The following is a 12,398-nucleotide window of genomic DNA, read 5'->3' as shown; positions in this document are numbered from 1 at the left end:
GCTGCTGTTTACGTGCAAATAGCGTTCTGTAGTTTCGTTAGAGTTCCAAAGGGGGCGTCCAGGGGGGGGCTATTTGAGTTTTACTGGGTTTCTACAGAGTGCCTATTGGATTCTACTGAGTTATTGCTGGGTTCTACTGAGCTTTGCTGAGCTCTATTGAGCTCTGCTCGATTACTACTGAGAGGCCTTCTGTTGAGTTTTTCTGGGTTCCACTGCCTTCCACTATCTTCTACTGTGTTCTACAAAGTTACCATTGAATTCTGCTGGCCTTCTACTGAGTACTATTCAGTTCCACTGAGTTACTACTGACTTCTACAAAATCCTGTTGAGTTCTACTGGGTTCTGCTGGGTCACTACTGACTTCTACTGAGTCCTGTTCAGCACTATTCAGTTCCACTGAGTTACTACTGACTTCTACAGGGTACTGTTGACACTATTTAGTTCTGCTGGGTCACTACTGACTTCTACAGGGTACTGTTGAGCACTATTCAGTTCTGCTGGGTCACTACTGACTTCTACAGGGTACTGTTGAGCACTATTCAGTTCTATTGAGTTACTACTAGTCTTCTATTGACTTCTACTGAGCTACCATTGAGTTCTACTAACCTTCTACAGAGTACTATTCAGTTCTACTGAGTTCTTATGCTGAGTTTTACCAGGTTCTCGGTCTTTGCCGACTCCTGCTAGGCTTCCACTGAGTTACTGCTGACTTCCACTGGGTGCCACGGGATTTTACTGGGCTTCCATTGTTTCTGCCATACTCTACTGAACTTCTACTGAGCTTTTACTGGTTCTAATGCCATCTACCAGGCTTATACCAGCTCCCCATTAGAACCAACCGGGGGTTACTGGTTTTCTTTCTGCTAACCCCGAGTAACTCCCAACCTCTTAGGCCAGGCCGAACCAATGTATCAGGCCGAAGCCGAGGCCCGACAGTAATACCGAGCCGATAAATCCGGCGGCAAAAGATTTTAGCCCCATTCTGCGGAAGGTGGCAATATCGACGTTCAAGCCTAGCGCTGCCATAGCCATGGCAATCAGCAAATAAGCTGCGACGATCAGCTGGTCCGTCACTACCGCAGGAATGATGCCCAGCGTATTGACACCACTCATCAGCAGGAAGCCAAGAATAAACCATGGAATCGGAATGTCGCGCCAGCTTGTTTTTGCCGTATTCGTGTTATTTCTGCGTTCAGCTCGACCTACCCAGACACCAATAACAATCGCGACAGGTACAAGCAAGGCCACACGTGTCAGCTTAATGATAACGGCCAGATCAACCGCTTCTTTGCCGCCTGGCGCTGCCGCAGCGATAACGTGGGCGATTTCATGGAGCGTAGCTCCCGAGAAAATACCGTATCCGGCCGCTGTCAAGCCTAGCACAGGATACAATAGCGTATACGCTAAGGTGAACACAGTACCTAGAATAGCAATCGTGGCAGCACCCACCGCCGTCTCATCATCGCTCGCTTTGATTTGCGGGGCGATCGCCACTACAGCAGCCGCTCCGCAAATAGCGGTGCCACAAGCCGTCAGAATGCCAAGCCGTTGATCCACCTTGAATAATTTGGTCAGTCCATATACCACGAATATGGCAAATACAATATTAATCACTGCAATAGCCAGCACCTTCGGTCCGGCGTGAATAATATCAAGCAGATTAAGCCTCATCCCGAGCAGAATAATGCCAAAGCGCAGCAGCTTCTTGCTTGAGAAGTTAATCCCGGGTGCCGCTTCTGACGGCACACCCAATATCGCCCGCCAGGCTATGCCTAGTAATATGGCGATGACTAGCTGACCCATAATGCTTAAAAACGGAAAACCCGCTATAAACTTAGCGAGAACGGCCAGCATTAGCGTAATGATGATCCCTTCGGCGAAGCCGAATTTTTTATTTTGTCTCCATAAATGAATATAATTTTGCCCCATCTTCTCACTTCCCCACCGTTGTAAAAAAATCTGTCTGCAGTTACGGTTACAACTATACGGCGGTCTGCGGCAAAGCGGAAATAAATATCTGCTATCTTGATCATGAGAAATACTTATGATTGGTCCGTCCTGTGATGGAAAACAGGTTGTTGAGCGATTCAGGAGCAGGGTACAATGAGAGTAGCTAGCAAAGGAGAGACTAACGAATGATAGTTGAGAATTTGAAGGTTTTCGTAACTGTGTCTGAACAGAAAAATTTCTCGCGTGCCGCCGAGCTTTTGAATTTGTCTCAACCTGGCGTTAGTCTGCATATCCGCAATCTGGAGAACGAGCTTGACGCCAAGCTGATGCACCGTTCCCCAAAGCAGGTGAAGCTGACTGAGGCGGGATATATTTTATACGAGAAGGCTAAAAAAATTTTGGACCTGTACGATGAAGCAAGGCGGGATATTCAACTGCTGCAGGATACGGTAACCGGGGCGATTCATGTCGGTGCCAGCTTCACGATCGGCGAGTATCTTCTGCCACGTCTCCTTGCCGAATTCGTCGCCCAATACCCGCAGGTTGAACTGCAGGTGACGATCGGAAACACCTGGGAGATTGTTCAAAAGGTTCGTAAGAAAGAGATTAATCTGGGATTGGTCGAGGGTAATGTAACTGGAGAGGATCTGGTGATTACCCCCTATATGAAGGATGAGATGCTGCTGGTAGCTGCACCTGACCATCCGCTTTGCGCCACGCGGCAGGCCGATGTCGGCAAGCTCCAGCATATGAACTGGATTTTACGTGAAAGCGGGTCGGGCACAAGGGCGTTCAGCGACCTTTTTCTGCAAGAGCATAAGCTCGAGGTTCAGCGTACATATGTATTTAACAGCAGTCAGGGCGTTAAGGAGGCCGTCGCTGCTGGACTTGGCATCGCGATTCTGTCGCGCTGGGTTGTCCGCAAGGAGCTTGAATCGGGAGCCCTGCGAAGCATCCCTTTGAAAGGGATCAAGTTCGCACGGGATTTCTCCGTCATCCAGACGAAGGATCACGCCCCCTCAATGGCCATCGAGCGATTTGTACAGCAGCTTATGGAGGATGCCAAGCGATTAAAAGCAAATGGTCTCGGCTAGTCCCTACTCCGGACTGAACAATTCACCCAGCATCCGTTCACGGTTGTTCAGGAACTCCTTCATGATGACATAATGGTCGGTTGCTTCAAGCGCGACCTCCCGCATGCCTTCAGCTGTTAATTGATAAATTTTGCTGTCCGGATAAGCCATCAGAATCGGAGAATGCGTGGAAATAATGAACTGGGAATGCTGCTTCACCAGCTCATGGATTCGCGACAGCATCGCCATCTGTCGGTAAGGGGACAACGCCGCCTCCGGCTCGTCCAAAATATAAAGTCCCCTGCCGCCAAACCGGTTCATAAATGTGGCAAAAAAGGACTCGCCATGCGACATCATATGCAGCGATTTACCTCCATAGGAATTGATAATTGGAGGGGCGAAGCTTTTCTCACGATCAAGCGTATCGATCTGCGTCGCCAGATTATAATAGCTCTCTGCCCGAAAGAAAAATCCGTCCCTTGCCCGCTGTGGTCCGCGCACGGGGCGCAAGTATCGGTACAGCTCCGAGTGCGTCTCTGCTGTCGAGAAGTTGAAATTAAGCGTACCTCCCTCGGCATTGAAGCCAAGCGCTACCGCCACCGCCTCCAGCAGCGTCGATTTTCCCATCCCGTTCTCACCAGTGATGTAGGTTACCTTCGGATGGAAATCGAGCCGATCCATAGCTGCCACCGCAGGCAAGTGAAAAGGGTACCGCCCAAAGGACGGCACCTCTTCCCGGAGCAGTGTCATACTGCGTAAATAGGCCCCTCTATCATAGATACTCATTTGCCATTTAACCTCCGCTCTCTTCATCCTGCTCTTGAAGGCGACCATAATACAGTTCGCTGTAAAAACCGCCCTGTTCCAGCAAAGTCGTATGATTCCCCTGCTCAATCAAGCGACCTTCTTTCAGGACGAGAATTTTATCGGCCTGACGAATCGTATTCAGGCGATGGGCGATCACAAAGCTTGTTCTCCCCTTCATTAACCGCTGCAGACCTTCTTGGATCTTCAACTCAGTTACGGTGTCAATGCTGCTGGTTGCTTCATCCAATACGAGTATCGCCGGATTTGCCAGCATCGCCCGCGCGATAGCAAGCAGCTGCTTCTGGCCCTGGCTGATCCCATCCCCGCCGAGACCAAGTATCTGATCATAACCATGCGGCAGACGCATAATAAATGAATGGGCATTAGCCAATCTCGCAGCCTCTTCAATCTCCGCATCGCCGGCATCAAGACGTCCGAATGCAATATTATCGCGGATCGTGCCCTGGAACAGGAACGAATCCTGCAGGACAAACGCCATATAGGAACGCAGGCTGTCACGCCGAATCGCTGTAATATCCCGATCATCAATTGTAATCGTTCCCCGATCATGCTCATAAAAGCGGGACAGAAGCTGGATCAGCGTCGTCTTCCCGGCCCCGGTTGGCCCGACTAGAGCGATCATCTCCCCGGGTTCTGCTGTGAAGCTGATATCCTCCAAGGTATCTCCATTACTTTCATATGAGAAATAGACATGCGAGAAGGAAACCTTGCCGGTGATCTGATCAATCGGCTGGACTCCACTCTCATCCGAGGCTTCCTCATCTTCGTCCATCACTTCAAACACCCGCTCCGCCCCGGCGATCGCCGACAGCAGCGTGTTCCACTGGTTGGCCAGATCGTTAAGCGGACGTGTAAATTGTCTGGCATACTCCACAAAGACGATAATGACCCCCACCGTTACCTGTCCGTAAATGGCCAATACACCGCCAATTCCAGCGACTAGAGCGAAGCTGAAGTTATTAAGAAAGTTCATCAGCTTCGGGATGAAGCCGGAGATCGTCTGAGCCCAGAAGCCGGATCTGCGGATCGCAGCATTGCGCTCCCGGAAATCCCGCAGCACCCTCTCCTCTTGGGAGAAGGCCTTGATCATTCGCTGCCCGGACAATGTCTCCTCAATATATCCGTTCAGATTACCCAGATCCTTCTGGCGCTGCTTGTAGAGCGGTCCCGTCCGTCTGGTGATCCACCTCATACCAAACAGCATCAAAGGAACAACAATAAAAGTCAGCAAAGTCAGGATTGGACTTAGATACAGCATCACTACGATTGTTCCGGTCAGCGTCAATACGCTGGAGAAGATTTGAATCGCTGAACTGTTCAAAGTGGAGCTCACATTTTCGATATCATTCGTCACGCGGCTCATAATTTCGCCCTGCTGTCTTTTGCTGTAGAAAGAAATCGGCAGTGCATGCAGCTTGGTGAACAAATCCGACCTCATTCGATATACGGTCTCCTGCGCCACCTCGATCATCCAGATGTTCTGCAGCCACGAGGTTAAGGAAGAACCGGCATAGACGAGTCCGAGCCCCAGCAGGAACCAGGCCCATGGCTTGCCCCCACTTCCCTGCAGGTAATTATCGATTGCGGTCCCAAGGAGATACGGCCCCAATAAGGCAAGTGCCGAGCTGAATACGACCATCACCAGCACCAGGGTCAGCTTCGCTTTTCTCTGTGCCAGGTAGCTCCAGAGTCGGCCAAGCGTACCGGACCAATCCTTAGCTTTGGCTTTCTTTTTGCGGCCAGAGCCGCCCTGCTGCTGAATGACCGATTTGGGGTACGGATGCCGAAAAGGCTCAACGAGTTCTTTGAACATGCATTTCTTCCCCCTCTCTATGCTGGGACTCCACAATCCTTCGATAAAGTGACGACTCGGTCATCAGTTGATCATGCGTTCCACTGGCGATCAGTCTGCCTTCATCCAGCAGCAGAATCAAGTCTGCAGATACGGTCGAACTGATCTTTTGCGTAATCAAAAATATCGTGCAGGAGAAGCTGTTCAGCGCCTGCATCAAAGCGGCTTCCGTCCGCATATCCAAAGCGCTGGTGCTATCATCAAGAATAAGGATCGACGGTCTGCGTACGAGAGCCCGGGCAATCGATAATCGCTGCTTCTGTCCACCGGACAGATTAACCCCGCGCTGACCGATCATGGTTTCATACCCCTGAGCCAGGGACACGACCGTATCGTGAATTTGCGCTTGCTTCGCCGCTTCCTCAATCTCCTCCAATAAGGCGTCCTCCCGCCCCCAAGCGATATTTTCCCTTACCGATCCAGAGAACAGCATGATCTCCTGAGGGACATAACCAATAGATCCACGCAAGCGTGAACTGTCGATATCGGCAATATCGATCCCATCGATCTTGATGCTCCCCTCGGAAGGTTCATATAGACGCGGAATTAATTGAACGAGCGAGGATTTCCCTGAACCTGTTGCCCCCATAATAGCGACGCGCTGACCCGGTTCGATCTGGAACGATATATTCTCCAGTGCGTTCATCTCGCTATCCGGATAGCGGAAGCTGACTGAGCTAAAATCAACTTTTCCCGTCAAATTAGGCTTGCTCGCCTGACCCGCATGCGGCTCCTCTGAATCATCCTCTGTCAATAGCACTTCATTTACCCGCTGTGCCGACGCTGCCGCTCGCGAGTATGAAGTCATGATCCATGATAATGCAGAAAGCGCACCAATCGTCCGCAATGAATAATTGACGACAGCCACAACCTGCCCTACAGAGGCGCTGCCCGCGGCTATATCGATTCTGCCGAACCACAGTACAGCAAGAATCCCCAGATTCATCACGAACAGAATAAAAGGCATTGTCGTCTCGGCCAATCGAAGTGCGCGAACCGTTCCATCCATCAGTTCTTTGCTGCGCTGGTCAAACCGGTTGATCTCATGATTACGGCGTACAAATACGCGAATCAAGCGCATCCCCAGCAGATTCTCCTGAATAACTCCGTTTAATCCATCGAGCCGCTGTTGTACCGCTCGGAATTGAACCGAGATTCGCTTAATCATCCAGTATACAAATACGATAAGAACGGGGATCAGAACCGTCAGGAGGAGACCTAATCGGGCATGAACGATAAGCGCCATGACCATGCTGCCAAATACGACGAGCGGCACCCGGCTGGCAAACCGCAGGCTCATGAACAGCATATCCTGCAGTTGTGTAATATCGCCGGTCAACCGCGTGATCAGTGAGGATGTCGCGAAGCGGTTGAATACAGAGTATGAGAAGCCCTCTACCTTCTCATACAGTTTATCCCGCAGGTCATAGCCGAAGCCCTGACTGGCATGCGATGCAAAAAAGGAGCTTGCAATCCCACCCGCAAATGCCATAAACGCGCTACCCACAAGAACGGCGCCCCATGTCCAGGCAACCGATAGCTGCCGCTGTGCAATGCCATCATCGATAATCTTGGAGATGATAAGCGGCTGCACCAGCTCTACAGAGAGCTCAAGCAGCATCATACAGAAGGCCGCTGTCGCAGCTATCCAATACTTTTTCATAAAAGAAAAGACCATTACGCTGAGCCTCCCGTTACAGGGCCCGGGACAACCCGTCTTTCATTGATATTTGCATCATTGTCCTGGGGAAAAGTTCTTTCGCTTCTGATTTCGGGCCCTTGTCTAAGAATCGGACAACTCCCCAATTGTCCTGTAAAACGGATGAACCATGCTTTTTTATTATAGAACAGATAAAAGTGAACGGTAAGCCCTTTAACGTGGCAAAGCAGAGGAACAGCCGCGATAATCTTACCTTTCTGCTTATCAACTATCCGTATACACAAAAAAGAAGGGCCCTCACGCCCTTCTTTCTTCTCCATCTATATGCCTATTCGTTCATCACAAATTGATATACACGCTCAACCTTTTCATTAGTTAGGTCTCCGCTATTATCAAAGACGAGGATCGATGAAGCAGGGATGTCCCAATCTACTTCAGGAACAAATTGCACACGTTGTTTGAAATCGTCCCAATGCTCCAGCTTCCAGTTGTCGCGTTCGGTTTGCCGTTGCTCGATGCGTTTTCTCTGCGTCTCCATGTCGCCCAAGGTAACGGCGATTACTTTGACGTCTACCTCTTGCTTGCTTAATCCGGCTGCGGCCAGAACCTCTTCAATCCAGGCTTTATTTTTCAGTTCCGCGGTGAAAGGAGAGATCATAAACACGTTCTGCCCGGCGGCGAGATTCTCAATGCAAATATCCTTCGTTGTGTCATATTCCAAGTCGCGAAGATGCTTCTTATAGAATTCAGAGTCGCGGTCGTTCACGTCCAGACCGTTCATCTCTAGCATTTTTTCTACAAAACGTCCGCCGACCGTATCGCGATCCAGAAAAGCAGCCTGAATACGCTTCGCCAATTTTCTAGCGACTGTCGTCTTGCCGGTCCCGGCGACCCCTACAAAAAACACTAATTTCTGCTTCACCCTAAATCCCCCTATTTGTAAGTTAGGATCAGTGTATCATTGCTCTAGGATGGAACACAATCAAATACTGGGCGAGATGGGCGGCAGACGCCTATTTTCCGGGTTAATTGTTGCGCGGAAGCGATCCTAGCAAACCAAGAGCAAACTCTAACGAAACGTGGTATCGCTATTCGGCTCAAAAAGGGGCGCTTAAAATTGTAACGAAACTGGGTAGCGTTATTTGTGCCTTTTTGCGGTTTTAAGACGGAATTTACCCCGAATAACGATATGGGGTTTCGTTAGATTTTTTTGACTGCTATTTTCGGGCAAATAGCGATCTGTAGTTTCGTTAGAGCTGAGGTTGAGCGCTGGGCACTCTTGAAGACCACTCTTCGAATGGCTTCATCATCCTAAGTTAGCATCTCCAAAACCAATAATAACTGAGCTAGATACTAGGCAGATCGATTTTGAAACTCTAACGAAACGTGGTATCGCTATTTGACTCAAAAAGGGGCGCTTAAAATTATAACGAAACTGGGTAGCGTTATTTGTGCCTTTTTGCGGTTTTAAGACGGAATTTACCCCGAATAACGATATGGGGTTTCGTTAGATTTTTTTGACTGCTATTTTCGGGCAAATAGCGATCTGTAGTTTCGTTAGAGCGGGACGACGCCAAAGATCAACATCGTTTCGGATAATCCCTAAGGGGTAACTAAATGGTTACCCAATTCTGCCTCTTCGCGAGTTATCAACATATATTGTTGTTCCCCCAGCTTAATTACGCTCCCTGCCGGTATATCCAGCTTCATGCCCAATGAAACTACAATCCGGAATGTATATGCAGCTGAATTCTTCGTCCCGCCGTCATCCTTACCGGCAGTCTCGCCGGGCTTAGATGTATCGTCAGGTCCGTTAGGATTAGACGTATCCGTGGGATCAGTTACATTAGACTTGCCCGCATTCGGCGAGTTGCTTCCAATGGTTTCGTTAGTGGCATTAGTTCCGGATGTCCCCTTTCCATTAGTTCCCTTGGTCGCACCGGTTCCGTTAGTCGAGTTATGATCGCCACCCGAGCTAATCCCGCTGTTTCTGCCAGTGCCACTGTTACCGTTAGTTCCTTTGGTTCCACTGGCCTCATTAGTTCCAATATCTCCGCCAGTTCCCTTGGTTCCATTGGTGCCACTCGTCCCGCTATCTCCGCCGGTTCCGCCGGTTCCATCGGTCCTATTGTTTCCCTTAGTCGCGCTGTTTCCGCCAGTTCCATTTGTCGAGTTGGCAGCATCAGTCCCATCGGCTCCACTCGTTTTCGTATTTGGGGAACCGGATTGCGGATTGTCTTTTTTTCCTGTTTCTGTCCCTGTTTCCGTCCCACTTGCCGCTCCATTTTCGCCTATACCAGCGCCCGTATTACTCCCCTTTACCCCATCAATACCTTCTGTATCCTTTGTTCCACCCGCTTCGCCGCTTGGATCTGCCGTCTCCGAATCTTCCGTTCCAGCGTTCGCTGCCAGACAATTAGAGTCATATTTCAAATTTTTGAACTGCTGAGCAGCCTGTCCCTGCGTCTCTATCATCAGGTTGGAGGGGTCAAACACCTTGCATTGCTCCTCATCCTTGAACAGAAAAACAAGCGAAGTTGTCTCGGTTCCGTCGCTGCCTTTCACATTCTCGGCATATACAAGTAACCCGGAATCCTCTCCCTGCGCCGGTGGCGGAGTGGCTTCAACGGATGCCTTACTGCCGAGCACGCCCTGCTGCTGCAGGATGAAGAGTACGCCAACCGCTACAACAAGACCCAAAGCCACAATAAGGGTGGTCATTCTTACCTTCTTCCCTTTCTGAACAAGAAATCGCTTGAGCGGTGAAGACAGCGTGAGACGTGCATCGGCGAATACCTTCGCAAGCGGTGCTCCCGCCTTATCGAAGTAACGGGTCCGATAGTCCCTGCTCTTAAACGCATCCTTATCATGCTTATTAAAGTATGCCAGGATTGCTGCGGAATACCCGGGAGCAAGCCCCCGTGCATGAACAAAGTAAGAACTGCCCTGCGACCAGAGCATAAATTCATAAATTTTCTCCTTGTCCTTGGCATACCGCTGTAAATAATCCATCACCTGACTGTAATCAATAACCCCAACCGCCGCATCTTGGCAGAAGGCCAGTACGATCTTTCCAAACTGGTCTATTTCAATGCCGGATTGCAGCCATTTACGCCCCAGCTTCTGGATCTGATCCCGTTCCTCCGAAGACAACAGGCGGAAGATATCCTCTGTTGGCTCACGCTGCACAAACCATTCGTATAACGTTCGCAGCATCTCAGCATGACTGCGCTGCTTGCGATCAAGCTGCAAGCCAGCAAAGGCATCCGCTTCACCCAAAAACGCTGCGGTAATTACCTGATCCTGGGTCAGCTTGTCCAGTTCCAGTTCATCAAGCAGCAGACGCTTGGCGGAAAGTGTAAGAAGCTCGGCCAGTTCCGAATCCGCCACAGTCATTCCGTTATCAGGAAGCGGCGTTCTTGCCCATTTGCGAATGCTATCCACCGTCATATGAACAGAAGACAGCAAGCGCTGTTCCCTGCTTAGCTTGTCCGTCAGACCTGCAACAGCTATTTCCCTGAAGAAAGCGCTCTGCAGCAAGCTCGGATGAGCGATCGCCCAGCTATGCACCACGTTCAGGACTTCCTTTGAACCCTGCGTCTCCGCAAGCTTGATCTGAATGTAGGGATCGAACAGCCGGTTAGACAGCTCGCCAAGCTTCAAGACCGTACCAAAAAAGGCTTTGCTCAGCTCCGACTGACTCTCTACCACCGCATACAACGAGTAGGCAAGCTCGGTCCTGCCTTCAGCTAATGAATTATTAATTGCATGAATCAAATAATTAACGAGCTTAGGGCCATAACTTCGGCTTTCCAGTCGATAATAATCCCTGAAGCACTCCACGATCGCCAGTTCTACAATACTTCCTTGCTTGATGCTATCAAATTCCCGGTCGAACGCAGCTAGAAATATATCATTCAGCCGAATTTTGGAATCCAGGGCACCGTGGGGTTCCAAATAACCTAGCAACCCCCGCAGCACGGTTATCTTATGTTTTTCATACAAATCCCAACGTTCCGATTCAATCTGATAGAACACACACAGCTCATGATAGCTGGATAATAAGGCCTGGCGCTGAGGTTCCATCCCCGACAGCATCTCATCCGCAAAGCGATGAAAATCCTCCAAAGTCTCAAGCTCACCGAGCGCATGCCAGACAAAATCAAGATAAGGCTGTTTGCCTTCATCTACCTCATCTTGCGGTAATCGGCCTGAAGCGAGATCGAATACATACTCCTTCTCAATTTCCCGGTCATTGGAACGTAGACTGCCGCGTTCCACAAATTGCAGATGAATAAACTTTCGGCTTTGCGGCTCCTTGGCATAAGTGATGAATCCGAAGCGGCGACGCAGTTCGAACGGCAGACAGGCGAACAACACGTGAAGCAAGGCTATAGAATATTGCGAAATCTGCTCTGCGGGAACATCAAGCGCGACATATACCTTTTTTCTGCCTTCTCCAACTGCGGTCATGACCGCGAATAACAGCTGTTTAAAGCTTCTCTCGTCCAGCTTGATCTCCTGGAGAAGCTTCGCAGCTGTCAGACCGATCGGGCTGTTCTGCCCATGTTGCTGGTTCTGCGATTTCTGCGGTATATTATCCAGTTCCGGGAGCTCACGACCGATTTCCGTGTAATATTTCTCTGCATAGTCGGCATTAAGATAATGGCCGTAACGGGTCACGACCTCATCCAGCCGTGCTGATGGAATTACGTAGTTATGCGTCAGGAACGCACTGCGCAGACCGGTAAAATCTACGGGTTGATAGATACTCCGCCCCAGCACCGTCTCTCCACCCTCGGTGTGAAACAGATGAATCGCCGGCGGATAACTGCTTACCTCCTTCTCTCCTCGGGAGGCCAGCTCTGCTGGAGCATCATAGCCACAAAACGGATGGAGCTGCTTCTTAATGAAAACGGCATCCAATCCATCCGATACCGCCACCGTATCGAAACCTTCCGTTCCGCGAAATATACCGCTCCGCTCTCTGGTATACAATTGCTGCTGAATCATTTTGGGGGAAGCTTGCCTCACG

Annotated in this window: 8 protein-coding genes; 1 reads left to right on the top strand and 7 read right to left on the bottom strand. The window is 50.0% G+C overall.

Features of this window, described 5'->3' with window-relative positions; genetic code table 11:
• Nucleotides 1–888: 888 nt before the first annotated feature.
• The gene (locus BN1360_RS09060) at nucleotides 889–1,929 is read right to left on the bottom strand and encodes a YeiH family protein (protein ID WP_068779559.1); all 1,041 of its coding nucleotides are present in this window, start codon (nucleotides 1,927–1,929) and stop codon (nucleotides 889–891) included.
• A gap of 206 nt (nucleotides 1,930–2,135) precedes the next feature.
• Here BN1360_RS09060 and BN1360_RS09055 point away from each other — a divergent pair, with 206 nt between their 5' ends.
• On the top strand, nucleotides 2,136–3,044 hold the full coding sequence (locus tag BN1360_RS09055) for a LysR family transcriptional regulator (protein ID WP_068779558.1): 909 nt from the start codon (nucleotides 2,136–2,138) through the stop codon (nucleotides 3,042–3,044).
• Nucleotides 3,045–3,047: 3 nt separating this feature from the next.
• Here the strand turns inward: BN1360_RS09055 and BN1360_RS09050 are convergent, their stop codons facing one another.
• The 6 genes from BN1360_RS09050 to BN1360_RS09030 all read right to left on the bottom strand — a co-directional run bounded on the left by BN1360_RS09050 (nucleotide 3,048) and on the right by BN1360_RS09030 (nucleotide 12,397).
• Nucleotides 3,048–3,809: an AAA family ATPase gene (locus BN1360_RS09050; protein WP_068779557.1), complete on the bottom strand. Its 762-nt coding sequence runs from the start codon at nucleotides 3,807–3,809 to the stop codon at nucleotides 3,048–3,050.
• Between the two features lie 7 nt (nucleotides 3,810–3,816).
• Complete coding sequence (locus BN1360_RS09045) at nucleotides 3,817–5,664, bottom strand: ABC transporter ATP-binding protein (protein WP_068779556.1); 1,848 nt, start codon at nucleotides 5,662–5,664, stop codon at nucleotides 3,817–3,819.
• Nucleotides 5,645–7,381, bottom strand: coding sequence for an ABC transporter ATP-binding protein (locus tag BN1360_RS09040; protein ID WP_068779555.1), 1,737 nt, complete (start codon nucleotides 7,379–7,381; stop codon nucleotides 5,645–5,647). Before BN1360_RS09040 ends, BN1360_RS09045 begins: the two co-directional genes overlap by 20 nt.
• The gene (locus BN1360_RS25910; RefSeq protein WP_068779554.1) at nucleotides 7,381–7,683 is read right to left on the bottom strand and encodes a hypothetical protein; all 303 of its coding nucleotides are present in this window, start codon (nucleotides 7,681–7,683) and stop codon (nucleotides 7,381–7,383) included. Before BN1360_RS25910 ends, BN1360_RS09040 begins: the two co-directional genes overlap by 1 nt.
• Nucleotides 7,684–7,691: 8 nt before the next feature.
• Nucleotides 7,692–8,285, bottom strand: a complete 594-nt coding sequence (locus BN1360_RS09035) for a P-loop nucleotide/nucleoside kinase family protein (RefSeq protein WP_068779553.1) — start codon at nucleotides 8,283–8,285, stop codon at nucleotides 7,692–7,694.
• A gap of 680 nt (nucleotides 8,286–8,965) precedes the next feature.
• Nucleotides 8,966–12,397, bottom strand: a complete 3,432-nt coding sequence (locus tag BN1360_RS09030) for a GAP1-N2 domain-containing protein (protein ID WP_068779552.1) — start codon at nucleotides 12,395–12,397, stop codon at nucleotides 8,966–8,968.
• Nucleotide 12,398 lies beyond the last annotated feature (1 nt).

The sequence above is a fragment of the Paenibacillus sp. GM2 genome (assembly GCF_900069005.2).
In the GTDB taxonomy this organism is placed as follows: domain Bacteria; phylum Bacillota; class Bacilli; order Paenibacillales; family Paenibacillaceae; genus Fontibacillus.
The sequence above is the reverse complement of the archived record's forward strand: the minus strand, read 5'-3'. Positions and strand labels throughout refer to the sequence as shown.

Bases quoted from the DNA above. Each gene is read 5' to 3' on its own strand.
- BN1360_RS09060 (WP_068779559.1), bottom strand. From the start codon at position 1,929: ATGGGGCAAAATTATATTCATTTATGGAGACAAAATAAAAAATTCGGC.
- BN1360_RS09055 (WP_068779558.1), top strand. From the start codon at position 2,136: ATGATAGTTGAGAATTTGAAGGTTTTCGTAACTGTGTCTGAACAGAAA.
- BN1360_RS09050 (WP_068779557.1), bottom strand. From the start codon at position 3,809: ATGAGTATCTATGATAGAGGGGCCTATTTACGCAGTATGACACTGCTC.
- BN1360_RS09045 (WP_068779556.1), bottom strand. From the start codon at position 5,664: ATGTTCAAAGAACTCGTTGAGCCTTTTCGGCATCCGTACCCCAAATCG.
- BN1360_RS09040 (WP_068779555.1), bottom strand. From the start codon at position 7,381: ATGGTCTTTTCTTTTATGAAAAAGTATTGGATAGCTGCGACAGCGGCC.
- BN1360_RS25910 (WP_068779554.1), bottom strand. From the start codon at position 7,683: ATGGAGAAGAAAGAAGGGCGTGAGGGCCCTTCTTTTTTGTGTATACGG.